This window comes from Streptomyces sp. JHA26 (genome assembly GCF_002005565.1).
Taxonomy (GTDB): Bacteria; Actinomycetota; Actinomycetes; order Streptomycetales; family Streptomycetaceae; genus Streptomyces.
Map to the genome: position 1 here is coordinate 27999 of NZ_BDJC01000051.1, position 24957 is coordinate 52955.

Below are 24957 nucleotides of genomic sequence, written 5' to 3' on the forward strand. Positions count from 1 at the left end.
TTTATCGGCGGCGGGCATGCAGACTGGGAGCATCGAGCGAGAGCAGTGCTCACAAAAGTGAGCACTGCTCTCTCATCCTCTCCATCGGGAGCCCTCATGCCGTCGTCCACGTCTTCGCCCGCCCCCTCCCCGACCGGTTCGTCGCCGTACTACTTCAAGGGCAGTCCGCTGACCGTGCGCTTCAACCGCGTCGTCGGCCGGCTCGCCCGGTACGGCATCAGCATCGCGGGCACCGCCGAGCTGTCCGTCCTCGGCCGCAAGAGCGGCCGGCCGCAGCGCATCCCGGTCAATCCGCACACCCACGCCGGCGAGCGGTACCTGGTCTCCGCACGCGGCCACTCCCAGTGGGTGCGCAACATGCGCGCCGCCGGCGGCGGGGAACTGCGCGTGGGACGCAGGGTCCGTCCCTTCACCGCGGTGGAACTTCCCGACGAGGAGAAGCTCCCCGTCCTGCGGACCTACCTGGAGAAGTGGGGCTGGGAGGTCGACCGGTACTTCCAGGGGGTCACGGCCGGGTCCTCCGACGAGGAGATCACCGCGTGCGCCGCCGACCACCCGGTGTTCCGGATCGAGCTCAAGAGCTGATCCCGTCCTCCGCTGACCGAGCGGGCTCCGCGGACCGGGCGGGCTCCGCAGGCCGCCGGTCCACGGCCGACAGGGCCCGCTGCGCCAGCGGATGGCTGCGGACCAGCTCACCCAGTGACGTCGAGCCCTGGGTGATGTCCCGGAACGCCCTCCAGGCGGGACGGAAACCGGTCAGCGCCGCGTGGAAGAGCCCCGGGCGGCGCTCGAAGACCGCCAGCATCCGCTTGCCGACGCTCATCTCGACGCCCAGCCCGGCCTTGACGGCGAACGCGTAGTTCAGGGCCTGCTTGCGCGCGTCCACGGCGTCGTGCGCCTCCGCGATGCGCACCGCCCACTCCCCCGCGAGCCGCCCCGAGCGCAGCGCGAACGAGATGCCCTCGCGCGTCCACGGCTCCAGGAGCCCCGCCGCGTCCCCGCACACCAGCACCCGGCCCCGGGACAGCGGCGAGTCGTCGGCGCGGCAGCGCGTCAAGTGGCCGGAGGAGATGCTCGGTTCGAACCCGGCGAGTCCGAGCCGGCCGATGAAGTCCTCCAAGTACCGCTTGGTCGCCGCGCCCTCACCGCGTGCCGAGATCACACCGACGGTGAGCGTGTCCCCCTTGGGGAACACCCAGCCGTAACTGCCCGGCAGCGGACCCCAGTCGATGAGCACCCGGCCCTTCCAGTCGTCGGCGACCGTGTCGGGCACCGGGATCTCCGCCTCCAGGCCGAGGTCGACCTGGTCGAGCTTGACCCCGACGTGTGCGCCTATCCGGCTCGCGCTGCCGTCCGCGCCGACGACGGCCCGCGCCAGCACCGTCTCGCCGCCCTGGAGGACGACGGCGACCGTGCGCCGGTCCGGCACCGCCGACCCGTGCTGCTCGACCCGCGTCACCGTCGCCCCGGTGCGCAGCTCGGCGCCCGCCTTCTGGGCGTGTTCGACGAGTTGCTGGTCGAACTCCGGCCGGTTGACCAGGCCGAACAGCATCTGCTTGGAGCGCCGGGTGCGGGTGAAGCGGCCGTTGTGGGAGAACGTCACCGCGTGCACGCGGTCCCGCAGGGGCAGTTCGAAGCCGGGGGGCAGGGTGTCGCGCGAGGGACCGATGATGCCGCCGCCGCACGTCTTGTAGCGGGGCAGCTCCGCCTTCTCCAGCAACAGCACACGCCGCCCCGCGACCGCCGCCGCGTAGGCGGCCGAGGCCCCCGCCGGTCCCGCGCCCACCACGACGACGTCCCAGACCTGACGCGTGTCGTCCGCCGAAGAGTTCTCGCTGCTCACGATGGTCTACTGCTCCGATCAAACCGCATGCCGCACCTGACCCCCGCATCCTACGGCGGGCATCGCCGCAGGCCACTGTGGGAGGATCGGCGGCGGACGCCGCCCGCACCCCGGGAGGTGTCCGCACCCGCACGATCATCCGTGCACAGCGGTACGCGCGCGGGCACTCGTCAGCAGCGCCCGCTCATGTACCGATCGGTACAACGTCGCATCCACAAGGAGCGTGCCCATGTCGTCGAATCCGGTCGCCGAGACCGTCTCCTCCCTGATGCCCAGGGCGAAGGAGGAGCTCGCCGCGCTGGTGGCCTTCAAGTCGGTGGCGGACTTCGACCAGTTCCCGCGCAGCGAGAGCGTGGGCGCCGCCGACTGGATAGCGTCCGCGCTGCGCGCCGAGGGCTTCGAGGACGTGGCCCTGCTCGACACACCGGACGGCACCCAGTCGGTGTACGGCTTCCTGCCCGGCCCCGAGGGCGCGAGGACGGTGCTGCTCTACGCCCACTACGACGTGCAGCCGCCGCTGGACGAGGCGGGCTGGGACACGCCGCCGTTCGAACTGACCGAACGCGACGGCCGCTGGTACGGGCGCGGCACGGCCGACTGCAAGGGCGGTGTGCTGATGCACCTGCTCGCGCTGCGCGCGCTGAAGGCGAACGGCGGCGTGCCGGTGCACGTCAAGGTGATCGCCGAGGGCTCCGAGGAGCAGGGCACCGGCGGTCTGGAGCGGTACGCCGAGGCGCACCCGGAGCTTTTGGCGGCGGACACCATCGTCATCGGCGACGCCGGCAACTTCCGGGTCGGTCTGCCGACGGTCACCTCGACGCTGCGCGGCATGACGCTGGTCCGCGTGAAGGTCGACACGCTGGAGGGCAACCTGCACTCCGGCCAGTTCGGCGGCGCGGCCCCCGACGCGCTGGCCGCGCTGATCCGCGTGCTGGACTCGCTGCGCACCGAGGACGGCTCGACGGCCGTGGACGGTCTGGCGTCGGACAGCACCTGGGAGGGCCTGGCCTACGACGAGGAGCAGTTCCGCCGGGACGCCAAGGTGCTCGACGGCGTCGAGCTGATCGGCTCCGGTTCGGTCGCCGACCGCATCTGGGCGCGCCCCGCCGTGACGGTGCTCGGCATCGACTGCCCGCCGGTGGTCGGCGCGACGCCGTCGGTGCAGGCGAGCGCCCGGGCGCTGGTGAGCCTGCGGGTGCCGCCGGGCGTGGACGCCACCGAGGCCACCAAGCTGCTCCGGGCCCACCTGGAGACGCACACGCCGTGGGGTGCGCGGGTGCAGGTCGAGCAGATCGGCCAGGGCCAGGCGTTCCGCGCCGACACCACCAGCCCGGCCTACCGGGCGATGGCGGACGCGATGGCGGTGGCGTACCCGGGCCAGGAGATGCAGTACGCCGGTCAGGGCGGCTCCATCCCGCTGTGCAACACCCTCGCGACGCTCTACCCGGAGGCGGAGATCCTGCTGATCGGCCTGAGCGAGCCGGAGGCGCAGATCCACGCCGTGAACGAGAGCGTGTCCCCCGAGGAGTTGGAGCGGCTGTCGGTGGCGGAGGCGCTGTTCCTGCGGAACTACGCGGCGAGCTGAGCGCACCGCCCGTTCGCGCCCCGCACGGCGGCCCCGCACGGCGACGAACGGCCTCCGCCACGGCGCCTACCGGGCCGTCCCCGCGGCCGCCCCGGTAGGCGCCGTGGGCGTGGACGCGCCTTGCGGCCGCCCCGGGGGGCGCCGTGCGTGTGGACGCGCCCCGCGGTCGCCCCGGGAAAGCGGCACGGACGTGGCCGCGCCCCGCAGCCGCCCCCGGGAGGACGACGGGACTGGACGCGCCCCGCGGTCGCCCGGTGTCAGCCGACCGGTGTGCCCGCCTCCAGGTACAGCGCCGCCCCGCGTTCCCGGGCCCGCAGGGCCCAGCGCAGGCGCTCGTAGCGGACCGGGGGCAGCAGGGCGGCGGCCTCGTCCTCGCTGACGAAGCGCCAGTCGCGCAGTTCGGGCCCCGGCAGCAGCACCCGGCCGGCCTCCGCGGAGTCGAGCCGGCCGCCGTCGAAGAGCAGGCGCAGGCCGCCGTAGCCGGGGGGCGCGGGCGACTCCCAGTCGACGACCAGCAGGGCGGGCACCTCGTCGAGGCGGATGCCGGTCTCCTCGGCGACCTCGCGCATCCCGGCGCGGGCGGGCGCCTCGCCGGGCTCCACGATGCCGCCGGGGAACTCCCAGCCGGGCTTGTAGGTGGGGTCGACCAGCAGCACCCGGTCCTGCTCGTCGAAGAGGAGGACGCCGGCGGCCAGGGTCTCGCCGGTGGGCTCGGGGGTCTGCACGATGTCGCAGGCGGGCGCCGCCCCGGTGCCGACGGCCTCGGCGATGCGGGCGGCGGTCTCGTACGGGGTGAGGGCGCTGGTGTCGACCGGATGGGCGTCGGCCGTCAGCCAGGAGGCGAGGGCGGCCCGGTACGGCTCGATGTGGTCGTACGACCACTGCCGTGCGCGTATCCCCCCGTCCGTCGCCGCGGGCACCTCGCGGGCCGCCGTCCGCTCCCGCAGGATCGTTTCCGCCGGAGCCAGGAGGATGTGCCGGACCGCTATCCGGCGGGCGGCGAGGCCGCCGAAGATCTCGTCGCGGTACTCCTGGCGCAGCAGGGTCATGGGGACCACGAGGGTCCCGCCGAGTTCGGCGAGCATCGCGGCCGCGGTGTCGACCACGAGGCGCCGCCAGATCGGCAGGTCCTGGACGTCGCCCGCTTCCGCGAGGCGTTTGGGCGGCAGCAGGCGTGCGAGCGCCTCGTCGATGACCTCGGGGTCGAAGAGCGTGCTGTTCGGGATCAGTTCGATCAGCTCCCGTGCGGTGGTGGTCTTCCCCGCACCGAACGCGCCGTTGATCCAGACGACGGTCACAGGTCCCCCTCTTGTCTTGGCCCCCTGTGGCTTGCCCGCTCCACCCTGCCACGGAAACCAGGCCCAGTTGAGGGCGTCGCCGGTGCCGCGCGGTCCGCGTGCCCCGGTGACGGCGAGCGGTGAACCACCACCACCCACCCTCTTCCAACACAGTCGGACACGTCCTAACGTAAACGCTCAGCAATGACGTGCACATGATGCAATGGGCCGTGTCCCCTTGTGCCCGTGCCGCGTTCACCTGCCGTTCCACCTGCCGCGGATTCGGAGGAACGTAATGAGACGTCGCCTTTCCCCCCGTACCACCCGCAGACCCCTGGCCGGGGCGCTCGTCACCGGACTGCTGTGCGCGGCGGGGCTCGCCGCCCCCACGGCCGCCGCCGCGCCGACCGCCCGGGAAGAGCCGGCACCCGCCCCGGACGGCGGAACCGCCCCGAACGGCGAGCTCGCCCCGGACGACGGGCTCGCCCTCACCCCGCCCATGGGCTTCAACAACTGGAACTCCACCCACTGCCGTGCCGAGTTCAACGAGGCGATGGTCAAGGGCATCGCGGACATCTTCGTCGCGAAGGGCCTCAAGGACGCCGGGTACGAGTACGTCAACCTCGACGACTGCTGGGCGCTCCCGCAGCGCGGCGCCGACGGCAAGCTCGTACCGGACCCGGTGCGCTTCCCGAACGGCATCGACGCGGTCGCCGACTACGTCCACGCCAAGGGCCTCAAGCTCGGCATCTACACCAGCGCGGGCACGAAGACGTGCGACAGCACGGGGATGCCCGGCGCGCTGGGCCACGAGTACAGCGACGCGCAGCAGTTCGCCGACTGGGGCGTGGACTACCTCAAGTACGACAACTGCAACAACCAGGGCGTGGACGCCGTGCAGCGGTACACCACCATGCGGGACGCCCTGAGGGCCACCGGTCGGCCCATCGTCTACAGCATCTGCGAATGGGGCGAGAACAAGCCCTGGGAATGGGCGGGGGACCTCGGACACCTCTGGCGGACCACCGGCGACATCAACGACAGCTGGGGTTCCATGCTGTCGATCCTCAAGAAGAACCTCCCGCTCGCCGAGTACGCCGGCCCCGGCCGGTGGAACGACCCCGACATGCTGGAGGTCGGCAACGGCGGCATGACCGCCACGGAGTACCGCACCCACTTCTCGATGTGGTCGGTCATGGCGGCCCCGCTCCTCATCGGCACCGACCTGCGCAAGGCGTCCGACGAGACCTTCGAGATCCTCGGCAACCGGGAGGTCATCGCGGTCGACCAGGACCCGCTGGGCAAGCAGGGCACCGTGGTCTCCTCCGAGGGCGGCCGCTGGGTCGTCGCCAAGGAGATGCGGGACGGCAGCCGCGCGGTGGCGCTGTTCAACGAGTCCGACAGCCCCCAGCGGATCACCACCAGCGCCGAGGCCGTCGGACTGCCCGACGCCGCCGGCTACACCCTGCGGGACCTGTGGCGGCACGAGAGCTCGCACACCGCGGGCACCCTGTCGGCCACCGTCCCCGCGCACGGCACGGTCCTCCTGCGGGTCGGCGCCGACCGCCGGTGGGCCCAGTACCCGCCCGCCGTCGAACTCGGCCTGGAGGGCAGCACGCTGGTCGAGGCGGGTACCCCGGCGTCGCTGACCACGACGGTCACCGACCTCGGCCGCACCCCGGCCCACCGGGTGTCCGTGATCCTGCACGGCCCCGACGGCTGGCGGATCCGGGCCACCTCGCCGGCCGGCGCGCCCGTCGTCCCCGCCGGCCGGTCGCTGCGCACCACGTGGTCGGTCACCGCACCCGCCGGCACGCCCCCCGGGTCGTACGACCTCGTCGTCCGGACGAGTCACCGCTCGCCGGCCGGGAAGCGCGTCGAGTCGGACCTGCCGCTGACGGCGACCGTGGTGGTGCCGCCGCCCGCCGGGACGTCCGAGCTCGGCGACCTCCCGTGGCTGTCGGCCACCAACGGCTGGGGTCCCGTCGAGCGCAACACCAGCAACGGGGAGCAGGCCGCGGGCGACGGCAACCCCCTCACCATCGGCGGGGTGGTGTACGCTACCGGCCTCGGCGTCCACGCGCAGAGCAGCGTCGCCTTCTACACGGACCGGGCCTGCGAGAAGGTCACCGCCGAGGTCGGTGTGGACGACGAGAAGGGCGCCAAGGGAACCGTCTCCTTCCAGATCTGGGCGGACGGCACCGAGGTGGCCTCGACCGGGGTCCTCACCAACGCGATGCCGGCCCAGCCGATCACGGCGGACGTGACCGGCGCCGAGGTGGTCCGGCTCGTCGTCACCAACGGCGGCGACAACACCGACTCCGATCACGCCGACTGGGCACAGGCCCGGCTGACCTGCTGATCCGCGCCGGCCTGTCTCAGACCCCCGCCGCGGTCACGCCCGCCGTCCTGGTGAGCGCGGCCGCGGCGGCCCCGACCAGTCCCGCGTCCGTACCCATCCGGGCGGGCACGACCGTCAGGCGCCGCACGAAGGACAGCGTCGCGTAGTCGGCCAGGGCCCTGCGCAGCGGGCCGAAGAGCACCTCGCCCGCCTTGCCCACTCCCCCGCCGACCACGGCGATGTCGATCTCGACGAGGGTGGCGGTGGCGGCGATGCCGGCGGCCAGCGCCTGCGCCGCCCGCTCGAAGGAGGCCACGGCGGCCGGGTCGCCCAGGCGGGCGGCGGCGGCCACCGCGGCGGCCGACGTGTCGCCGTCCGGGCCCGGCCGCCAGCCGTCGGCCAGCGCACGCCGCGCGATGTTGGGGCCGCTGGCCATGCGCTCCACACAGCCGCGCGAACCGCACGGGCACGGGTCGCCGTCCAGGTCCACGCTGATGTGCCCGATGTGTCCCGCGTTGCCGGTCGGGCCGGGGTGGAGCACCCCGTTCAGGACCAGACCGCCGCCGACGCCCGTCGAGACGACCATGCACAGCGCGTTGTCGTGCCCGCGGGCCGCCCCCTGCCAGTGCTCGGCCGCCGTGATCGCCACTCCGTCGCCGATCAGCTCGACGGGCAGGTCACCGACGGTGGCGCGGACGCGCCGGACGAGGGGGAAGTCGCGCCAGCCGGGCACGTTGACCGGGCTGACCGTGCCCGCGGAGGCGTCCACCGGCCCGGCGCTGCCGATGCCGACGGCCCCGGCCCGCCCCCACAGCGGCGACACGGCCAGCTCCGCGAGGACCGCGTCCACGGCCCGCATCACGGTCTCGCCGTTCTCCTGGGCGGGCGTCGCGCGCTGCGCGCGGACCTGGATCCGGCCGTGGCCGTCCACCAGCGCCCCGGCGATCTTGGTGCCGCCGATGTCCAGCGCTGCCACGAGGTCGGTGTGCATCAGAGTCGGATCTCCCCGTCGACCGAAGGAAAAGTGAGGAAAGCAAGGAAAGTGAGGAACCTGAACGGGAGCAGCAGGCCGGCGCGCGGTGGGGACGCGGGCCGGAGAGTGCGGTGGACAGTGTCTCGTGCATCTGACAACGTTGTCCAGGCTCTATGCTCGACGCCACATCCTCATACAAGCGCACGAACACCGCATCCGGCGTGGACGACAGGAGCCGACGCAATCCCGTGGACGACAGGACAGGACACCGCACCGTGCCCGACACGCCCCGCCGCGCAGACCGGCTTCCCGGGAGTCGCTACGGCAACCGCCCCACCATGAAGGACGTGGCCGCCCGCGCCGGCGTCGGCCTGAAGACCGTCTCCCGGGTGGTCAACGGGGAACCGGGGGTCACCCCGGAGACCGAACGGCGCGTCCAGGAGGCCATCGACGCGCTCGGTTTCCGCCGCAACGACAGCGCGCGGGTGCTCCGCAAGGGCCGTACGGCGAGCATCGGGCTGGTGCTGGAGGACCTCGCGGACCCGTTCTACGGGCCGCTGAGCCGTGCGGTGGAGGAGGTGGCCCGCGCCCACGGGGCCCTGCTGATCAACGGCTCCAGCGCGGAGGACCCGGACCGCGAGCGGGAACTGGTGCTGGCGCTGTGCGCGCGGCGCGTGGACGGACTGCTGGTGATCCCCGCCGGGGACGACCACCGGTACCTGGAGCCCGAGCTCAGGGCCGGCGTGGCCACGGTGTTCGTCGACCGTCCGGCGGGGCGGATCGACGCGGACGTGGTGGTCTCCGACAACTTCGGCGGCGCCCGTGACGGCGTGGCCCATCTGATCGCGCACGGGCACCGCAGGATCGGCTTCATCGGCGACATGCCCCGCATCCACACCGCCGCCGAGCGGCTGCGCGGCTACCGGGCCGCCATGGAGGACGCGGGCATACCGGTGAAGGACTCCTGGATGTCGCTGGGCGTCACCGGCCCCGAGCGGGTGCGCCGGGCCGCCGAGGAGATGCTCGCCGACCCGCACCACCCGGTGACCGCGATCTTCACCGGCAACAACCGGGTGACGGTCACCGTGATCCGCGTCCTCGCCGAGCACACCCGGCGCGTCGCCCTCGTCGGCTTCGACGACATCGAGCTCGCCGACCTGCTGCGGCCGGGCGTCACCGTGGTCGCCCAGGACGCGGCGGCCCTCGGCCGCACGGCGGCCGAACGGCTCTTCCGGCAGCTGGACGGCACACTGCTCGTTCCCGAGCGCGTCGAACTGCCGACCCGTCTGATCACCCGCGGCTCGGGCGAACTGCCGCCGGCGGACTGAGCGGCCCGGCGGGCCGTGGCGGACACCGGCTGCGGCGAAGTCCCCCGCAGGCCGGCCGGGACGCTCGGACGAACGCGATCGCACGGGAGTCGGCTCGGGGGACGCAGGGCCCGCGGGGCGTGCCGCACGGCACACGTCCGCACGACCGCGGGAGCCGTCCCGGGACTCCCCCACCGGGAGTTCACGGAGTCCGAGGACACCGGCACCGCGCCCGTGCGACCGGCCGGTGTCCGCGGAGGCGGGTGCCGGCGTCCGGCCCGTAGCGGCAGGTGCGCTCCGGGCCGGACGGTCCGCCGTCGCGGGGGCCGGGGCGCTACTGCGCCGAGGCCGTGAGGTCGCCGCGCCGGGGCGAGGAGAAGCCCTCCAGGTCGGCGCGGGTCAGGCCGGTCAGCCGGGCGACCTCGCCCGTGTCGAGGGCGCCGCAGTCCAGGCCGCGCAGCAGGTAGCCGCTGAGGGCCTTGGCGGTGGCGGGCTCGTCCATGACGTCGCCGCTCGTCCGGTTGGCGTAGCGGGCGAGGCGGGCGGCGGCCTGTTCGAAGCCCTCGCGGTAGAAGGCGAAGACCGCCGCGTACCGGGTGGGGATGTGGCCGGGGTGCATGTCCCAGCCCTGGTAGTAGGCGCGGGCCAGGGCGCGGCGGGTGAGACCGAAGTGCAGGCGCCACGCGTCGTGGACCTTCTGCGTGGAGCCGACCGGCAGGACGTTGGTGGAGCCGTCCGAGACGCGTACGCCGGTGCCGGCGGCGGCGACCTGCATGACCGCCTTGGCGTGGTCGGCGGCCGGGTGGTCGCTGGCCTGGTAGGCGGCGGAGACGCCGAGGCAGGCGCTGTAGTCGAAGGTGCCGTAGTGCAGTCCGGTGGCTCGGCCCTCGGCGGCCTGGATCATGCGGGCGACGGCGGCGGTGCCGTCGGCGGCGAGGATGGACTGGCTGGTCTCGATCTGGATCTCGAAGCCGATCCGGCCGGGCTCCAGCCCCCGGGCCTCCTCGAAGGCCTCCAGGAGCCGCACCATGGCGGTGACCTGCTCGGGGTACGTCACCTTCGGCAGGGTGAGGACCAGCCCGTCGGGCAGGCCGCCGGCCTCCATCAGGCCGCTGAGGAAGACGTCGAGCGTCCGGATGCCCCGGGCGCGCACGGGTGCCTCCATGCACTTCATGCGGATGCCCATGTACGGGGCCGCCGTGCCCTGGTCGTAGGCCTCGGCGACGAGCCGGGCCGCGCGGGCCGCGGCCTCGTCCTCCTCGGCGTCGGACCGGTTGCCGTAGCCGTCCTCGAAGTCGATGCGCAGGTCCTCGATCGGCTCCCGCTCCAGCTTGGCGCGCACCCGGGAGTACACCGGCTCGGCGAGTTCGTCGGACAGGCCGAGGACGGCGGCGAAGGACGCCGCGTCGGGGGCGTGCTCGTCGAGCGCGGCGAGCGCCTGGTCCCCCCAGGAGCGGATCGTGCCGGCGGCGAAGGCGTCACCGGGGACGTAGACGGTGTGGACGGGCTGACGGGTGCCCGGGTCCCCGGGGTAGCGGCGCTCCAACTCCGCGTCGACCGGTGCGAGGGAGGCACTGATCTCCTCGCCGACGGCGCCCGCGAGACTCGTTGCCACCTTCTCCTGCTGACCCATCCCACACTCTCCTATTTTCCGCTGAACGGAATCAATAATCCGTAGAGTGAAGTTATCTGCCGCCTCTGCCCCGGTCAACCATCCCCCACGAGGGCCCGGCGGGCCCCACCGTCCCGCGCACACGACGAGGCCCCCGCGACCCGGACGGTCGCGGGGGCCTCGGCCGGGTCTCCGGCGGGAAGGCTCAGCCCTTGCGGGTCTTGATCTCCTCGGTGAGCTGCGGGACGACGTCGAAGAGGTCGCCGACGACGCCGTAGTCGACCAGGTCGAAGATCGGGGCCTCGGCGTCCTTGTTGATCGCCACGATCGTCTTCGAGGTCTGCATGCCCGCGCGGTGCTGGATCGCGCCCGAGATGCCGGAGGCGATGTACAGCTGCGGGGAGACGGACTTGCCGGTCTGGCCGACCTGGTTGGTGTGCGGGTACCAACCCGCGTCCACCGCGGCGCGCGAGGCACCGACGGCCGCACCGAGCGAGTCGGCGAGCGCCTCGATGATCGCGAAGTTCTCCGCGCCATTGACACCGCGGCCGCCGGAGACCACGATCGCGGCCTCGGTCAGCTCGGGGCGGCCGGTCGACTCGCGCGGCGTGCGCGAGGTGACCTTGGTGCCGGTCGCGGCGTCGGAGAAGGTGACCGACAGGGCCTCGACCGCGCCGGCGGCCGGGGCCGGCTCGACGGCCGCGCTGTTCGGCTTGACCGTGATGACCGGGGTGCCCTTGGAGACGCGGGACTTGGTGGTGAACGCGGCGGCGAACACCGACTGGGTCGCCACCGGACCGGAGTCGCCGGCCTCCAGGTCGACGGCGTCGGTGATGATGCCGGAACCGATGCGCAGCGCCAGACGGGCGGCGATCTCCTTGCCCTCGGCGGAGGACGGCACCAGCACGGCGGCCGGGGAGACGGCGGCGACGGCGGCCTGGAGGGCGTCGACCTTCGGCACGACCAGGTAGTCGGCGTACTCGGCGGCCTCGTGGGTGAGGACCTTGACCGCGCCGTGCTCGGCGAGGGCCGCGGCCGTGTCGCCGGCACCGGCGCCCAGCGCGACGGCGACGGGCTCGCCGACGCGGCGGGCCAGGGTCAGCAGCTCCAGGGTGGGCTTGCGGACGGCGCCGTCCACGTGGTCGACGTAGACGAGAACTTCAGCCATGGGACTTCTTCTCTCCTGCTTGCGAGATGTGAGGGGCGGTCTGCGGAACCAGCGGGGCTCAGATGAACTTCTGGCCCGCGAGGAAGGCGGCGAGCTGCTTGCCGCCCTCGCCCTCGTCCTTGACGATGGTGCCCGCGGTGCGCGCCGGACGCTCCGCCGCCGACTCCACGACCGTGTAGGCGTTCTCGAGGCCGACCTCGTCCTCGTCGATGTCGAGGTCGGACAGGTCCCAGGACTCCACCGGCTTCTTCTTGGCCGCCATGATGCCCTTGAAGGACGGGTAACGCGCCTCGCCCGACTGGTCGGTGACCGACACGACCGCCGGCAGGGAGGCCTCCAGCTGCTCCGTGGCGGAGTCGCCGTCGCGGCGGCCCTTCACGACGCCGCCCTCGACCGAGACCTCGGACAGCAGCGTCACCTGCGGGACGCCGAGGCGCTCGGCGACCAGCGCGGGGACGACGCCCATGGTGCCGTCGGTGGAGGCCATGCCGGAGACGACCAGGTCGTAGCCGGCCTTCTCGATCGCCTTGGCCAGGACCAGGGAGGTGCCGATGGCGTCGGTGCCGTGCAGGTCGTCGTCCTCGACGTGGATCGCCTTGTCCGCGCCCATGGACAGCGCCTTGCGCAGCGCGTCCTTCGCGTCCTCCGGGCCCACCGTCAGGACGGTGATCTCCACGTCGTCGTCCGAGTTCTCCGAGATCTGCAGCGCCTGCTCGACCGCGTACTCGTCCAGCTCGGAGAGCAGACCGTCCACATCGTCACGGTCGACGGTCAGGTCATCGGCGAAGTGCCGGTCGCCAGTGGCGTCGGGCACGTACTTCACAGTGACAACGATCCTCAAGCTCACGCCGGCTCTCCTACTGCATCGTCATTTCAGTGCTGCCTGCTTGCAGGCAGCATAGGCGCCTCAAGCGGCCGATTCCGGTCGGGGCGACCCACGCTTCCACCTGGAACGTTACTCGCCAGTACACCCAGTTCTTCCCCGCTAAGCAAGCGCTTTGAACTGTGACCTTCGCAACGCAGCGTAACCGGAACTCGACCGTTCCGCAGAAGGGGCCCACGGAGGCGGAGGCCGAGCAGCCTCAGTCGCGCAGACCGCCGAAACGTCCCTGGTGGTACAGCAGCGGGCGGCCCGGGCCCGTCGGGTCGCCGAGGAGCACCTCGCCCAGCACGATGCGGTGGTCCCCCGCGGGGACACGGCCGACGACCCGGCACACGAGCCAGGCGAGGACGTCGTCCAGCACGGGTACGCCTTCCGGGCCCTCGTGCCAGACGGTGGGCGCGCCGAAACGGTCGGCGCCGCTGCGCGCGAAGGTGGCGGCCAGTTCTCGCTGGTGCTCGCCGAGCAGGTGGACGCCGACGTACTCGGCGCCGGCCACCGTCGGCCAGCTGGAGGAGCCGGTGCCGATGCCGAAGGAGAGCAGCGGCGGCTCGGCGGACACGGAGGTGAGGGAGGTGGCCGTGAAGCCGACCGGCCCCGCGTCGCCGCGTGCGGTGATCACCGCCACACCCGCCGCGTGCCGCCGGAAGACGGACCGCAGGAGGTCGCCGCCCGCGGCGGTCCGGGGGGCGGCGAGGTCGGATGTGGCCGTCATGCGGGATGTCCTTCCGCCGTGCGCCTCGGTCCGGGGAGGGGGGAGGGAGGGCATACGGGCAGGGTGACGATGGGTGGCACACACAGTCAAATACGTCCCGGATCCGGAGGCTGTGGAGAACGCCTCACCGGCGGCGTGGCGATGATCACACCGCCTCCCCCAGGGCGGCGATCACGTCCGCCTTGCGCGGTGGGCCGACGGCGCGCCGCACGACGCGGCCCTCGGCGTCGAGGACCAGCACGGTCGGGGTCCTGAGCACGTCCAGCGCGCGGACGAGTTCCAGCCGGGCCTCGGCGTCCAGCTCGACGTGGGCGACGCCGGGGACCATGCCGGCCACCTCGCCGAGAACCCGCCGGGTGGCCCGGCACGGGGCGCAGAAGGCGCTGGAGAACTGCACGAGCGTGGCGCGCGCGCCCAGTTCCGCCCCCAGGTCCGCCGCGTCCAGCCGTCGGCCGCCGCACCGCTCGCCGTCGTTCCGCCCGCCCACTCGTACGTCTCCCGCTCCGCCGCCTCGCGGCCATTCGTGGGTACGCCGCGAGGGCGCCCCGATCCGGTCGTCCCCAGGTCCAGCGCCCGGGGGCGGGTGAAGATTCCCGGTCCACCGACGAGTTCCGGCCACACGACGGCCGATGACGTGATGAGGATCTCGCCGCGGCCGGGCACCAGGGGTGGTACCCCGGCCGTTCTTGGGGCACGATCTCGACAGGCCGTAAACCTACGGCTGCGTAACTTTCGACTGGGAGCCCCCTTCCCAGGCAGACAAGGAAGGGTCCGACCCGCCCATGGCAGAACTCGTCTACCGCCCGGTCATCGGTCTCGCCCGCACCATGTTCAAGGTGTGGGACCTCAAGATCGACTGCCGTGGGTCGGAGAACATCCCGCGCTCGGGCGGCGCCGTGCTGGTGAGCAACCACATCAGCTACCTGGACTTCATCTTCAACGGCCTGGCGGCGCTGCCGCAGAAGCGGCTGGTCCGGTTCATGGCGAAGGAATCGGTCTTCCGGCACCGGATCTCCGGTCCGCTGATGCGCGGGATGAAGCACATCCCGGTGGACCGCAAGCAGGGCGAGGCGGCCTACGCGCACGCCCTGGACTCGCTGCGGTCCGGCGAGATCATCGGGGTCTTCCCGGAGGCGACGATCTCCGAGTCGTTCACGCTCAAGAGCTTCAAGTCGGGCGCCGCGCGCCTGGCCCAGGAGGCGGGCGTCCCGCTGGTGCCCATGGCGGTGTGGGGCACGCAGCGGCTGTGGACCAAGGGGCACCCGCGCAACTTCAAGCGCAGCCACACCCCGGTCACCATCCGGGTCGGCGAGGCGATGGAGGCCCCCCGCGATCAGTACGCGGGCGCCCTCACCCGTCGGCTGCGCGAGCGCGTCCAGGAGCTCCTGGAGGCCGCCCAGCGCGCCTACCCGGTACGCCCCAGGGGTGCCGACGACACCTGGTGGATGCCGGCCCACCTCGGGGGTTCGGCGCCGACGCCCGAGCAGCTGCGCACGGCCGAGGCCCACTGAGCCGGGCGCGTCAGAGGGCGGCGGGCAGCGTCTCCCAGAGGTGCGCGCGGTCGGTGGCCGCCCGCAGGGCGGCCAGCACGGCCGGGTGCGGGGCCGCGTACAGCTCCGGGTGGTCCGCCTCACCGGCCTCGCGGTCCGGCACGAAGGCCAGCTGTTCCCGTCCCAGGGAGAAGCGGGCGTTCACACCGGGCTTGTTGCCGCGCGGGTCCTGACGGTGCCAGGCCCCGTCGAACCGCACGGCGACCAGCCCGTGCACCACGTCCAGGCGCTGGTAGCACAGGGCGGTCGGGATGTCCTCGGCACGCAGCAGCGCGGCGAGCGCGTGCGCCTTGGCGTGACAGATGCCGGTGCGCTGCTCCAGGACGTCCGAGGCGCGCCAGGTGACGCGCGGATCGCCGGCGTCCTGCGAGTGCGGGATGGTGTCGCGCACGAACTCGAACGCCAGTCGCGCATAGGCATACGAGTCCTCCGCCTCCTTCGCGAGGCGTCCGGCCACCTCCCGCACATACGGGTGGTCGTGGTCGATGACCTCGTCAGCGGCCAAGTAGGCCGACAGATCAGGGTTCTTCTGGATCAGCTCCATGACGCCAGAGCATAGGAACGCGACCACCCGTCAGTCAATGACTTTTCCGATGGCCGCATACCTATGCATCAGTCGGGTGGCGTCCCCTAGCGCGCCATCTCCTCCTTCAGCGCGGCGACGAACGCGTCCACGTCGTCCTCCGTGGTGTCGAACGCGCACATCCAGCGCACGTCGCCCGCGGCCTCGTCCCAGAAGTAGAAGCGGAACCGCTTCTGCAGGCGCTCGCTCACCTCGTGCGGGAGCCGGGCGAAGACGGCGTTGGCCTGCACGGGATGGAGGACCTCCACGCCGTGCACGGCGCGTACGCCCTCGGCCAGGCGCTGGGCCATCTCGTTGGCGTGGCGGGCGTTGCGCAGCCACAGGTCCTTGGCGAGCAGGGCCTCCAGCTGCACCGAGACGAAACGCATCTTGGACGCCAGCTGCATGGACAGCTTGCGCAGGTGCTTCATGTGGCGCACCGCGTCCTGGTTCAGCACCACGACCGCCTCGCCGAACAGGGCGCCGTTCTTGGTGCCGCCCAGCGAGAGGAGGTCGACGCCGACCGCGTTGGTGAACGTGCGCATGGGCACGTCCAGGGAGGCGGCGGCGTTGGCTATCCGGGAGCCGTCCAGGTGCACCTTCATACCGTGCGCGTGGGCGTGCTCGCAGATGGCCCGGATCTCGTCGGGCGTGTAGAGGGTGCCCAGCTCGGTGCTCTGGGTGATCGAGACGACCTGCGGCATCGCACGGTGCTCGTCGTCCCAGCCGTACGCCTGACGGTCGATCAGCTCGGGGGTGAGCTTGCCGTCGGGGGTCGGCACGGTGAGCAGCTTCAGGCCGCCGACCCGTTCCGGCGCCCCGCACTCGTCGACGTTGATGTGTGCGCTCTCGGCGCAGATCACCGCGCCCCAGCGGTCGGTGACCGCCTGGAGCGCGACGACGTTGGCGCCGGTGCCGTTGAAGACCGGGAAGGCCTCGGCCGTCGGCCCGAAGTGACTGCGGACCACCCGCTGGAGGTTCGCCGTGTAGTCGTCCTCGCCGTACGCGACCTGGTGCCCGCCGTTGGCCAGGGCCAGGGCGGCGAGCACCTCCGGATGGGCGCCGGCGTAGTTGTCGCTGGCGAATCCGCGGGTCTCGGGGTCGTGATGGCGACGCGCGTCGGTCTTCGGTGGGTTCACGGCTTGTCGGTCAGCCACAGACGGTTTCCGTTCACTTCCGCGGCGGGCTTCTCCCAGACTCCGGCGACCGCCTCGGCCAGGTCCTTGACGTCCGTGAAACCCGCGAACTTCGCGTTGGGGCGCTCGGCGCGCATCGCGTCGTGCACCAACGCCTTGACCACCAGGATCGCAGCCGCCGAGGTCGGCCCCTGCTCGCCCCCCGCCTTGCGGAAGTAGTCCGCCATGGCCAGCGTCCACGCCTCGGCGGCGGCCTTGGCGGCCGAGTAGGCGGCGTTGCCCGCGGTCGGCCGCGACGCGCCCGCGGCGCTGATCAGGACGTAGCGGCCGCGGTCGCTGCGCTGGAGCGCCTCGTGGAAGGCGAGGGAGGTGTGCTGCACGGTGCGCACCAGCAGCTTCTCCAGCAGGTCCCAGTCGCCGAGGTCGGTCTTGGTGAAGGTCTGGCTGCCCCGCCAGCCGCCGACGAGGTGGACCAGGCCGTCGACGCGGCCGAAGTCCTTCTCGATGCGATCGGCCCAGGCCCGGGTGGAGGCGAGGTCGAGCAGGTCGACCGTCTCACCGGTGACCGTGGCGCCGCCGTGCGCGTAGCGCGCCGCGTCCACCGCCTCCGCCAGCCGCTGGGGGTCGTTGTCCGAGCCGACGACGGTCGCGCCCGCCTCGGCGAGCCGCAGCAGCGCGGCCCGTCCGGCGGGTCCGCCCGCTCCGGCCACCGCGATCACCGCGCCGTCGAGCGCACCGTTCCCCATGGTCCTCGCCTCCCGATCCTGTGCCTGCCGAGTCCGTTCCCGCGTGCCCGCGCCGTCGCTCACGCGGCGACCCGCTCGGCGTCGTCCGCCGTGATGCCCTTGGTGGAGGCGATCACGTTCTTCAGTTTCTTGGACAGCGCCTCGTAGAACATGCTCAGCGGGAACTCGTCCGGGAGCACGTCGTCGACGAGCTTGCGCGGCGGCTGGGTCAGGTCCAGGGCGTCGGGGCCCTTGGCCCACTTCGAGCCCGGGTGCGGGGCGAGGTAGGTGGAGACCAGCTCGTAGCCGGCGAACCAGTGGACGATCTTGGGGCGGTCGATGCCGTCGCGGTAGAGCGTCTCGATCTCGGCGCAGAGCTGGTTGGTCACCTGCGGGGCGCGCTGCCAGTCGATGAAGAGCTTGTTGTCCGTCCAGCGGACGACGTCGTGCTTGTGCAGGTAGGCGAAGAGGAGCTGGCCGCCGAGACCGTCGTAGTTGCGCACGCGCTCGCCGGTGACCGGGAAGCGGAACATGCGGTCGAAGAGCACCGCGTACTGCACGTCACGGGCCTGGGGGACGCCGTCCGCCTCCAGCTTCACGGCCTCCTTGAAGGCGGTGAGGTCGCAGCGCAGCTCCTCCAGGCCGTACATCCAGAACGGCTGGCGCTGCTTGATCATGAACGGGTCGAACGGCAGGTCGCCGTGGCTGTGGGTGCGGTCGTGGACCATGTCCCACAGGACGAAGGCCTCCTCGCAGCGCTTCTGGTCGTGGACCATGGCGGCGATGTCCTCGGGCAGCTCCAGGCCGAGGATGTCCACGGCGGCGTCGGTGACGCGGCGGAAGCGGGCGGCCTCGCGGTCGCAGAAGATGCCGCCCCAGGAGAAGCGCTCGGGCGCCTCGCGCACGGCGATGGTCTCCGGGAAGAGCACGGCCGAGTTGGTGTCGTAGCCGGCCGTGAAGTCCTCGAAGGTGATGCCGCAGAACAGCGGGTTGTCGTAGCGGGTGCGCTCCAGTTCGGCCAGCCAGTCGGGCCAGACCATGCGCAGCACGACCGCCTCGAGGTTGCGGTCCGGGTTGCCGTTCTGCGTGTACATCGGGAAGACGACCAGGTGCTGGAGGCCGTCCCGGCGGTTCGCGGCCGGCTGGAAGGCCAGCAGGGAGTCGAGGAAGTCGGGCACCTGGAAGCCGCCGTCGGCCCAGCGGCCGAGGTCCTTCACCAGTGCCTCGTGGTACGCGCGGTCGTGCGGCAGCAGCGGGGACAGCTCGCGCACGGCCTCGACGACGCGGCGCACCGCGTCCTCGGCGGCGGCGCGCTCCGGGGCGCCCTCGGCGTCGAAGTCGATCGACCCGTCCTTGGACTGCCATGGCCGGATCCGCTCCACGGCATCCTTGAGCACGGGCCACGCCGGGTGCTCCACCACCCTGCTCACCGGAGGAACGTTCCCCTCCGCACCCACCTGCACAAGAATTTCCGTCATGTCCCATCCTCCACGGGAGAAGCTTGCGTCAGGACACCGTATGCATACGAGGTTTCTCCCAGCAAGGGGCACCTCCGTAAATTATCCTGCCCCACCCTGCCCTTCACCGCATTTCTTCCTGCGGGACACCGAAGTCCGTATACCGGGAGCGGCAGAGGGGAAACGGTCCCGCAGGGCCGCCGGACTGCCGCCCTGCCATCGCCGACGTCGACGGAAGCGAGTCGAGCCTTGAACTTCCTCACCATCGGTCACCGCGGAGTCATGGGTGTCGAGCCCGAGAACACCCTGCGTTCCTTCGTCGCCGCCGAGCGGGCCGGCCTCGACGTCGTCGAACTGGACCTGCACCTGAGCAAGGACGGCGCGCTCGTCGTCATGCACGACGCGGACGTGGACCGCACCACCGACGGCACCGGCGCGATCGCCGACCGGACGCTCGAGGAACTGCGCACGCTGGACGCGGGCCTCGGGGAGCGGATCCCGGTCTTCGAGGAGGTCCTGGACGCCGTCTCGGTGCCGTTGCAGGCCGAGATCAAGGACGTGGCGGCGGCGCGGACGCTGGCCGAGGTGATGCGCCGGCGCGACCTGGTGGACCGGGTCGAGGTGATCTCGTTCCACGACGAGGCCGTCGTCGAGATCGCCCGGCTCGTGCCGGGGGTGCGGACCGCCCTGGTCGCGCAGTACTACGGGCCCGAGGTGGTGGACCGCGCCGTCGAGGCCGGCGCCGCGACCCTGTGCCTGGACGTCAACCGGATCACGCTGGAGGTCGTGGAGCGGGCCCGCGGGGCGGGCCTCAGGGTCTTCGCCTGGACGGTGAACACCCAGGACCACCTGCGGCTGGTGCGCGCCCTGGGGCTGGACGGTGCGACGACCGACTACCCGGAGATCAAACGCACCGGCCGCTTCACGGCGTGAACGTCACGGCGTGAGTCTCAGGCCAGCGGCTTGACCAGCAGCTCGAACCGCAGGTCGTCCCGCTGCGGGATGCCGAAGCGCTCGTCGCCGTACGGGAAGGGGGTCGTCTCTCCCGTGCGGCGGTAGCCGCGGCGCTCGTACCAGGCGATGAGGTCCTCGCGCACGGAGATCACGGTCATGTGCATCTCCGTCACACCCCACACCTCGCGGGCCTGCCGCTCCGCCTCCGCGATGACCCTCTTGCCGATCCCCTCGCCCTGGAGCGCCGGGCTGACGGCGAACATCCCGAAGTAGGCGTGCTCACCGCGGTGCTCGAGCTGGCAGCAGGCCACGATCCCGCCGTCCCGCTCGACCGTCAGCAGGCGGCTGTCCGGCGATTCGACGACCTCCCGCACGCCCTCGGGGTCGGTGCGCTGCCCCTGGAGGATGTCCGCCTCGGTGGTCCACCCGGCCCGGCTGGACTCGCCCCGGTACGCGGACTCCACGAGTGCGACGAGTGCGTCCACGTCGGCATCGGTGGCGTCGCGGAAGGTCAGTCGGCCGGTGGCGGTCTCCATGGGGTGTCTCTCCGGTTCGTTCTCGGGCGCGGCGCGGGCACCGATGAGCCTAACCCCGCCGTTAGGCTCCGGACGCATGGTGCACGTACTCAGCAGCCGGATCCTGCTCCGTCCCACCGACCCCGACCGGTCCCGCGCCTTCTACGGCGAGCAGCTCGGCCTCGCCGTCCACCGCGAGTTCGGCACCGGGCCCGAGCGGGGCACCGTGTACTTCCTCGGCGGCGGTTTCCTGGAGGTCTCCGGACGTTCCGAGACGCCCTTGTCCCCCGCGCTCGCGCTGTGGCTCCAGGTCGAGGACGCCTCGGCGGCCGAGGCGGAGCTGCGGGCGAAGGGCGTCGGGATCGTTCGGCCGCCGGTCAGGGAGCCGTGGGGGCTGGTCGAGATGTGGATCGAGGACCCGGACGGCACGCGGATCGTGCTGGTGGAGGTGCCGGCGGACCATCCGCTGCGCTACCGGCCCGGGATCTGAGCGCCGGGGCGGCAGGTGCCGGCGCACTGGCTGCCGTGCTTCGCCGTGGCGGACGTGGACGCCGCCGCGGTCGACACGACCGACGGCGACGGCACCGTGCCCGTGGAGCCCACAGCCCTGCCCGAGGGGCCGCGCATCGCGGTGCTCCGGGACCCGCAGGGCGCGGTGTTCGGCGTGTACCGGGCGGGCGACGGGCGCCGAGCCGGCCGCGGCACCGCCGGGCGGCGGTCAGATCCGCAGCGCGTCCAGGCGGCCCTCCAGCCGGCCCAGCAGTGCCCCGAGGAGCGCGGCCAGGTCGTCCAGCTCGGAGGCGTCGACGCCGGACAGGACGGCCGACTCGTAGGCGAGCTGTTCGGGCAGGAGGCCGTCGACCAGATCGCGTCCGGCGTCGGTGAGGCGGACGTGGGCGACCCGGCGGTCGCGGGTGTCGCCGCGCCGCTCCACCAGGGCGCGCTCGGTGAGCTGCTTGAGGCGCTTGGTGACGGCTGCGCCGGAGGAGAAGGTCTCGCGGGCCAGCTCACCGGGGGTCAGCTCGTGCCCGGTGCGGCGCAGCGCGCCGAGCAGGTCGAACTCGGCGCGGCTGAGGCCCGCCCGGCGCAGCGGGGCGTCCTCGGCCTGTTGGAGGAGGGCGGCGCAGCGGTTGATGCGACCGATGATCTCCATGGGGCCGGTGTCGAGGTCGGGGTGGACGGCCCGCCACTGCCGGACGACGGCGGCGACGGTGTCCCCGCCCGGTACGCCCGGTCCGCCGGTCGCACTGCCCCCGGTCGCCGAGCCCCCGTCAATTGCGGTCATGGCCGTACGTCCTCCGTTCTCGTGCCCGTGTCCCGGTGCGCACGCGCTGCCCGGCGTCGCACCGTTGCGGCGAGCGTACGGTGTCCGGCCTGCTCGGCGAGCACGACCCTCTCCTGGGGCAGGGCGCGCTGCCACCACTCGCCGGCCGCGGCGTCGGCGGTGGCGCGCAGGTCGGTCAGGGCGGCGGCCAGGCTCCGGCGGGCCCCCTCCAGGGCGCCGGGCGCGGGCTCGGGCTCCGCGAGGAGGCGGGCGGCGCGCTCGCGGGCGCGGTCGACGGCGGTCACCGCCTGCTCGACGCGGTCGCCGGCGCGCCGGTTGGTGACGACGACGGCCGCGAGGAAGCCCGCCAGGGCGCCGACGAGGGTGTCCACCACCCGTTCGGTGATCAGCTCGCCGGGCGCCTGGTAGCCGGGGAACTCGGTGATGAGCAGGGCCATCGGCGTCACGCAGACGCTGCCGAGCCAGTAGTTGCGGGTGATGAGCGCCTCGGCGCCGAAGTTGAGGAGGAGGCAGAGCAGGACGAGGAGGATCTTCCCCAGGTGGGCGAGCGGCGCGAGGGCGGCGAACAGCAGCACTCCGGCGAGGTTGCCGACGACGCGCTGGACGGCCCGGCCCCAGGTCAGGGACAGGTTGGCCTGGTAGAGCGCGGCGGCGGTGACCAGCGCCCAGTAGGGGCGGCCGATGCCGAGCGCCAGGGAGGCGTAGCCGGCCAGTGCGCAGCCGAGGGCGGTGCGCACGGCGATGGGGGCGAGCGGTCCGAGCCGCTGCCGCAGGGGCGCGGGACGGGCGGCGAGTTCGGCGTCCACGCCCAGCAGTTCCTCGGTGACGGAGGCGTCGGCGGAGGAAGCGGCGGCGCGGGGCACGCGCCCGGTGCCGCGCAGGGCGCGGGCCCAGCCGCGCAGCCGCTCCGGGTCCGTGTCGGCGGGTGCGGCGAGCGCGACCTCGGCGCGGACGACGAGGCGTTCCAGGGCGTGCCGGGTGGTGGCGCGGGTGCCGGTGGCGGGCAGGGACAGCAGGGTCTGCCAGGCGGCCTGGACGGCCGTGTACCCGGCGGCGCGGGCCGTGGCGTGGCCGTCACCGGTGCCACGGGTGTCGGCGTACGCGGCGGCGGCGTTCAGGGCCTGGGCGGTGGCGCGGCGTTCGGGGCCGTGCGGGCGGACCAGGGCGGGGGCCATGCCGACGAGCCAGGCCCAGGCGCCGGCCGCGGCGCCCAGCGCCAGGTGGCCGGGGACCTGGCCGAGGGTCTGCGGGACGAAGAGGGATGCGGAGCTGATGAAGGTGAGGACCACGTTGCCCGGCGGGCCGACGCGGGTGGCGTCGCACAGCGCCTTCTGCACGGCGGCCAGGAGGGCGCCGACGGTGACGAGGACGACGGCGTCGCGGGTGAGCGAGGCGGCGACCAGGGCGACGGCGACGCCGCCGAGCATGCCGAACACCACCCACGCCAGGGTGCGGGCCCGGGCGGCGTAGGGGCGGTTGTGGGCGTAGAGCGCGCACAGGGATCCGGCCATCGTGTACATCGCGAGGTCGAGCCGGCCGAGCGCCAGCAGGAGCAGGTTGGGCGGGGCGATGGCGGCGACCGAGCTGAGGGCGGGCTTGAACCAGATCTCGGAGGGACGACGCAGCCGCAGCACGCCGGTCAGGGACAGGCGGCGGCCGAGTGAGGTGCCGGAGGTGGGGGTCGCACTGCTCATGGAATTTACTTTAGCAGGTGTTTTACCAGTGAAAGATGCCCGGTGGAGGGGCGCGCGCCCGCCTCCGACCTGCTCCGACCCGTCGTGCTCCACCGAATGCCCCCCGTGCACTCCCTTGCGCTCGCGTGCGCGCCGCATCACCCGGGCAGGCCTTGACCGACCGCCGAGCGGGGAGGTGCACGTGCACGGACCGGCAACGTCCGGCTGGCTGCTGGTCGCGCTGTGCGCGGCGACCGGGACCTACTGCCTGCTGCGGATGCGCAGCGACGTCGAGGAGCAGCGCCGCGCGGCCGGCGGCGAGGCCCTCATGGGATTCGGCATGGCCGCCATGGCCGTGCCCGCGGCGGTGTTCACCCCGCCCCCGTGGGCGTGGCCCGCCTACGCGGTGGTGTTCGGCGGTGCCGGGCTGCGCGCGCTGTGGGCGGCCCGCTCGTCCCGGCATCATCTGCACCATCTCGTCGGGGCCGCGGCGATGGTCTACATGGCGGTGGCGATGGCGGGTGTCCCCGTCGGCACGCAGGGGCACGGCCACGGGCACGGCGGTTCCGGGATCCCGCTGCTGACCGGGGCGCTGCTGCTCTACTTCACCGGCTATGTGCTGCTGACCGGCGTGCGCCTGATACCCGTCGCGGCCGCGACGGGCGGCGGCCCGGCGGCCGGATGGGGCGACCGGCCGGAGCTGGCGCACGCCTGCCGGTTGGCGATGGGGATCGCGATGCTGGGGATGCTGCTGACCATGTGACCGCCGGGCCGGCCCGGCAGGCCTCCGCGCACGGACTTCAGCGGGGAGAGTGGCTCCCCGCCCCCGGGGTCGGCGAGTATCGCAGCATGCACTCGCCGCCCGTCGACTCCCCGCCCCGTCCGCCGCAGCCCCGCACCGCCGTCCGCACGGCCTGGGTCCTGGCCCTGTGCTCCTCGGCGCTGCTCGTCCTGGTCGCCGCCGAGTGGCGCCCGTTGACGGGCCTGGACGACGAGGTTGCGCGGACCACGCACCGCTGGGCGGTGGACGAAACGGGCGTCACGCAGATCATGCGCGTCCTCACCGACTGGGTGTGGGACCCCTGGACGATGCGCCTGTTGTGCGCGCTGGTGGTGGTGTGGCTGTGGTGGCGGCGCGGGGACCGGCGGACGGCCGTGTGGCTGGCCGTGACCTGCGCGCTGGGCAGCATGCTGCAACAGTTCCTCAAGGCCGCGGTCGACCGCCCCCGCCCCGTCTGGCCCGACCCCGTGGACTCCGCGCACTACTCCGCCTTTCCGTCGGGCCACGCCATGACCGCCGCCCTCGTGTGCGGCCTCCTCGTGTGGCTGCTCCACCACCACGGCGCCCCCCGCGGCGTGCGCCTGGCCGCGGTGACGGCGGCGGCGGTCTCCGTGGCGG

24 protein-coding genes and 1 pseudogene are annotated in these 24957 nt (G+C 73.0%); 10 read left to right on the forward strand and 15 right to left on the reverse strand.

The window, feature by feature from the left end:
* Window positions 1–96 precede the first annotated feature (96 nt).
* Entirely contained in the window at window positions 97–585 is a 489-nt protein-coding gene (locus JHAT_RS25990) for a nitroreductase family deazaflavin-dependent oxidoreductase (protein ID WP_077800690.1), read from the forward strand.
* Here JHAT_RS25990 and JHAT_RS25995 read toward each other — a convergent pair.
* Window positions 575–1843, reverse strand: coding sequence for a geranylgeranyl reductase family protein (locus JHAT_RS25995; RefSeq protein WP_077800691.1), 1269 nt, complete (start codon window positions 1841–1843; stop codon window positions 575–577). The genes JHAT_RS25990 and JHAT_RS25995 overlap by 11 nt on opposite strands.
* 229 nt (window positions 1844–2072) lie before the next feature.
* Here JHAT_RS25995 and JHAT_RS26000 point away from each other — a divergent pair, with 229 nt between their 5' ends.
* Entirely contained in the window at window positions 2073–3428 is a 1356-nt protein-coding gene (locus tag JHAT_RS26000; RefSeq protein WP_077800692.1) for a dipeptidase, read from the forward strand.
* A 257-nt stretch (window positions 3429–3685) separates the two neighbouring features.
* Here JHAT_RS26000 and JHAT_RS26005 read toward each other — a convergent pair whose 3' ends face one another.
* Complete coding sequence (locus JHAT_RS26005) at window positions 3686–4726, reverse strand: NUDIX hydrolase (RefSeq protein WP_077800693.1); 1041 nt, start codon at window positions 4724–4726, stop codon at window positions 3686–3688.
* Window positions 4727–5000: 274 nt separating this feature from the next.
* Between JHAT_RS26005 and JHAT_RS26010 the strand changes: the two genes are divergently transcribed.
* Window positions 5001–7067, forward strand: a complete 2067-nt coding sequence (locus tag JHAT_RS26010) for an NPCBM/NEW2 domain-containing protein (protein WP_171991054.1) — start codon at window positions 5001–5003, stop codon at window positions 7065–7067.
* Between the two features lie 16 nt (window positions 7068–7083).
* Here the strand turns inward: JHAT_RS26010 and JHAT_RS26015 are convergent, their stop codons facing one another.
* Window positions 7084–8037 (reverse strand): ROK family protein, encoded by a 954-nt coding sequence (locus tag JHAT_RS26015; RefSeq protein WP_077800694.1) that lies wholly within the window; start codon window positions 8035–8037, stop codon window positions 7084–7086.
* A gap of 230 nt (window positions 8038–8267) precedes the next feature.
* Between JHAT_RS26015 and JHAT_RS26020 the strand changes: the two genes are divergently transcribed.
* On the forward strand, window positions 8268–9347 hold the full coding sequence (locus tag JHAT_RS26020) for a LacI family DNA-binding transcriptional regulator (RefSeq protein ID WP_171991055.1): 1080 nt from the start codon (window positions 8268–8270) through the stop codon (window positions 9345–9347).
* A gap of 313 nt (window positions 9348–9660) precedes the next feature.
* Here JHAT_RS26020 and JHAT_RS26025 read toward each other — a convergent pair whose 3' ends face one another.
* The 5 genes from JHAT_RS26025 to JHAT_RS26045 all read right to left on the reverse strand — a co-directional run bounded on the left by JHAT_RS26025 (window position 9661) and on the right by JHAT_RS26045 (window position 14188).
* Window positions 9661–10959, reverse strand: coding sequence for a DUF6986 family protein (locus JHAT_RS26025; protein WP_077800695.1), 1299 nt, complete (start codon window positions 10957–10959; stop codon window positions 9661–9663).
* 184 nt (window positions 10960–11143) lie between these two features.
* The gene (locus tag JHAT_RS26030) at window positions 11144–12106 is read right to left on the reverse strand and encodes an electron transfer flavoprotein subunit alpha/FixB family protein (RefSeq protein WP_077800696.1); all 963 of its coding nucleotides are present in this window, start codon (window positions 12104–12106) and stop codon (window positions 11144–11146) included.
* A gap of 58 nt (window positions 12107–12164) precedes the next feature.
* Entirely contained in the window at window positions 12165–12953 is a 789-nt protein-coding gene (locus JHAT_RS26035) for an electron transfer flavoprotein subunit beta/FixA family protein (RefSeq protein ID WP_077800697.1), read from the reverse strand.
* Between the two features lie 235 nt (window positions 12954–13188).
* On the reverse strand, window positions 13189–13701 hold the full coding sequence (locus tag JHAT_RS26040) for a flavin reductase family protein (RefSeq protein ID WP_077800698.1): 513 nt from the start codon (window positions 13699–13701) through the stop codon (window positions 13189–13191).
* 145 nt (window positions 13702–13846) lie between these two features.
* Window positions 13847–14188 carry a thioredoxin family protein gene (locus JHAT_RS26045; RefSeq protein WP_077800699.1) on the reverse strand — a complete coding sequence of 114 codons (342 nt, stop codon included), beginning with the start codon at window positions 14186–14188 and terminating at the stop codon, window positions 13847–13849.
* A gap of 295 nt (window positions 14189–14483) precedes the next feature.
* Here JHAT_RS26045 and JHAT_RS26050 point away from each other — a divergent pair, with 295 nt between their 5' ends.
* Window positions 14484–15212: a 1-acyl-sn-glycerol-3-phosphate acyltransferase gene (locus JHAT_RS26050; RefSeq protein WP_077800700.1), complete on the forward strand. Its 729-nt coding sequence runs from the start codon at window positions 14484–14486 to the stop codon at window positions 15210–15212.
* A gap of 10 nt (window positions 15213–15222) precedes the next feature.
* On the opposite strand, the gene JHAT_RS26055 is transcribed toward JHAT_RS26050, so the two are convergent.
* The 4 genes from JHAT_RS26055 to JHAT_RS26070 form a co-directional block, all read right to left on the reverse strand.
* Window positions 15223–15795, reverse strand: coding sequence for a transglutaminase domain-containing protein (locus JHAT_RS26055; RefSeq protein WP_171991056.1), 573 nt, complete (start codon window positions 15793–15795; stop codon window positions 15223–15225).
* 86 nt (window positions 15796–15881) lie between these two features.
* Window positions 15882–16952, reverse strand: coding sequence for a low specificity L-threonine aldolase (locus JHAT_RS26060; RefSeq protein WP_077800702.1), 1071 nt, complete (start codon window positions 16950–16952; stop codon window positions 15882–15884).
* Window positions 16949–17695: an SDR family NAD(P)-dependent oxidoreductase gene (locus JHAT_RS26065; protein WP_171991057.1), complete on the reverse strand. Its 747-nt coding sequence runs from the start codon at window positions 17693–17695 to the stop codon at window positions 16949–16951. The genes JHAT_RS26060 and JHAT_RS26065 overlap by 4 nt, the downstream gene beginning before the upstream one ends.
* 59 nt (window positions 17696–17754) lie before the next feature.
* Window positions 17755–19152 (reverse strand): DUF6421 family protein, encoded by a 1398-nt coding sequence (locus tag JHAT_RS26070; protein ID WP_077800704.1) that lies wholly within the window; start codon window positions 19150–19152, stop codon window positions 17755–17757.
* Between the two features lie 228 nt (window positions 19153–19380).
* Here JHAT_RS26070 and JHAT_RS26075 point away from each other — a divergent pair, with 228 nt between their 5' ends.
* Window positions 19381–20064, forward strand: a complete 684-nt coding sequence (locus JHAT_RS26075; RefSeq protein WP_077800705.1) for a glycerophosphodiester phosphodiesterase family protein — start codon at window positions 19381–19383, stop codon at window positions 20062–20064.
* A 17-nt stretch (window positions 20065–20081) separates the two neighbouring features.
* On the opposite strand, the gene JHAT_RS26080 is transcribed toward JHAT_RS26075, so the two are convergent.
* Window positions 20082–20621: a GNAT family N-acetyltransferase gene (locus JHAT_RS26080; protein WP_077800706.1), complete on the reverse strand. Its 540-nt coding sequence runs from the start codon at window positions 20619–20621 to the stop codon at window positions 20082–20084.
* 76 nt (window positions 20622–20697) lie between these two features.
* Here JHAT_RS26080 and JHAT_RS26085 point away from each other — a divergent pair, with 76 nt between their 5' ends.
* Window positions 20698–21090, forward strand: coding sequence for a VOC family protein (locus JHAT_RS26085; RefSeq protein ID WP_077800707.1), 393 nt, complete (start codon window positions 20698–20700; stop codon window positions 21088–21090).
* Between the two features lie 12 nt (window positions 21091–21102).
* A pseudogene (locus tag JHAT_RS35515) lies at window positions 21103–21288 on the forward strand (VOC family protein); the annotation flags it as partial.
* A gap of 30 nt (window positions 21289–21318) precedes the next feature.
* Here JHAT_RS35515 and JHAT_RS26095 read toward each other — a convergent pair.
* Window positions 21319–21885: a MarR family winged helix-turn-helix transcriptional regulator gene (locus JHAT_RS26095; RefSeq protein ID WP_077800708.1), complete on the reverse strand. Its 567-nt coding sequence runs from the start codon at window positions 21883–21885 to the stop codon at window positions 21319–21321.
* Window positions 21882–23579: an FUSC family protein gene (locus JHAT_RS26100; RefSeq protein ID WP_077800709.1), complete on the reverse strand. Its 1698-nt coding sequence runs from the start codon at window positions 23577–23579 to the stop codon at window positions 21882–21884. The genes JHAT_RS26095 and JHAT_RS26100 overlap by 4 nt, the downstream gene beginning before the upstream one ends.
* Before the next feature lie 181 nt (window positions 23580–23760).
* On the opposite strand from JHAT_RS26100, the gene JHAT_RS26105 reads away from it, so the two are divergent.
* Window positions 23761–24321, forward strand: a complete 561-nt coding sequence (locus JHAT_RS26105) for a DUF5134 domain-containing protein (protein ID WP_077800710.1) — start codon at window positions 23761–23763, stop codon at window positions 24319–24321.
* A gap of 86 nt (window positions 24322–24407) precedes the next feature.
* Window positions 24408–24957, forward strand: a 550-nt coding sequence (locus JHAT_RS26110; RefSeq protein ID WP_077800716.1) for a phosphatase PAP2 family protein, incomplete at its 3' end; no start/stop codon positions are given.

Excerpts from the sequence above, each read along its gene's own strand:
- JHAT_RS25990 (WP_077800690.1), top strand. The coding sequence starts at position 97 with ATGCCGTCGTCCACGTCTTCGCCCGCCCCCTCCCCGACCGGTTCGTCG.
- JHAT_RS26000 (WP_077800692.1), top strand. The coding sequence starts at position 2,073 with ATGTCGTCGAATCCGGTCGCCGAGACCGTCTCCTCCCTGATGCCCAGG.
- JHAT_RS26010 (WP_171991054.1), top strand. The coding sequence starts at position 5,001 with ATGAGACGTCGCCTTTCCCCCCGTACCACCCGCAGACCCCTGGCCGGG.
- JHAT_RS26015 (WP_077800694.1), bottom strand. The coding sequence starts at position 8,037 with ATGCACACCGACCTCGTGGCAGCGCTGGACATCGGCGGCACCAAGATC.
- JHAT_RS26025 (WP_077800695.1), bottom strand. The coding sequence starts at position 10,959 with ATGGGTCAGCAGGAGAAGGTGGCAACGAGTCTCGCGGGCGCCGTCGGC.
- JHAT_RS26030 (WP_077800696.1), bottom strand. The coding sequence starts at position 12,106 with ATGGCTGAAGTTCTCGTCTACGTCGACCACGTGGACGGCGCCGTCCGC.
- JHAT_RS26040 (WP_077800698.1), bottom strand. The coding sequence starts at position 13,701 with ATGACGGCCACATCCGACCTCGCCGCCCCCCGGACCGCCGCGGGCGGC.
- JHAT_RS26050 (WP_077800700.1), top strand. The coding sequence starts at position 14,484 with ATGGCAGAACTCGTCTACCGCCCGGTCATCGGTCTCGCCCGCACCATG.
- JHAT_RS26055 (WP_171991056.1), bottom strand. The coding sequence starts at position 15,795 with ATGGAGCTGATCCAGAAGAACCCTGATCTGTCGGCCTACTTGGCCGCT.
- JHAT_RS26065 (WP_171991057.1), bottom strand. The coding sequence starts at position 17,695 with ATGGGGAACGGTGCGCTCGACGGCGCGGTGATCGCGGTGGCCGGAGCG.
- JHAT_RS26070 (WP_077800704.1), bottom strand. The coding sequence starts at position 19,152 with ATGACGGAAATTCTTGTGCAGGTGGGTGCGGAGGGGAACGTTCCTCCG.
- JHAT_RS26080 (WP_077800706.1), bottom strand. The coding sequence starts at position 20,621 with ATGGAGACCGCCACCGGCCGACTGACCTTCCGCGACGCCACCGATGCC.
- JHAT_RS26085 (WP_077800707.1), top strand. The coding sequence starts at position 20,698 with ATGGTGCACGTACTCAGCAGCCGGATCCTGCTCCGTCCCACCGACCCC.
- JHAT_RS26095 (WP_077800708.1), bottom strand. The coding sequence starts at position 21,885 with ATGACCGCAATTGACGGGGGCTCGGCGACCGGGGGCAGTGCGACCGGC.
- JHAT_RS26100 (WP_077800709.1), bottom strand. The coding sequence starts at position 23,579 with ATGAGCAGTGCGACCCCCACCTCCGGCACCTCACTCGGCCGCCGCCTG.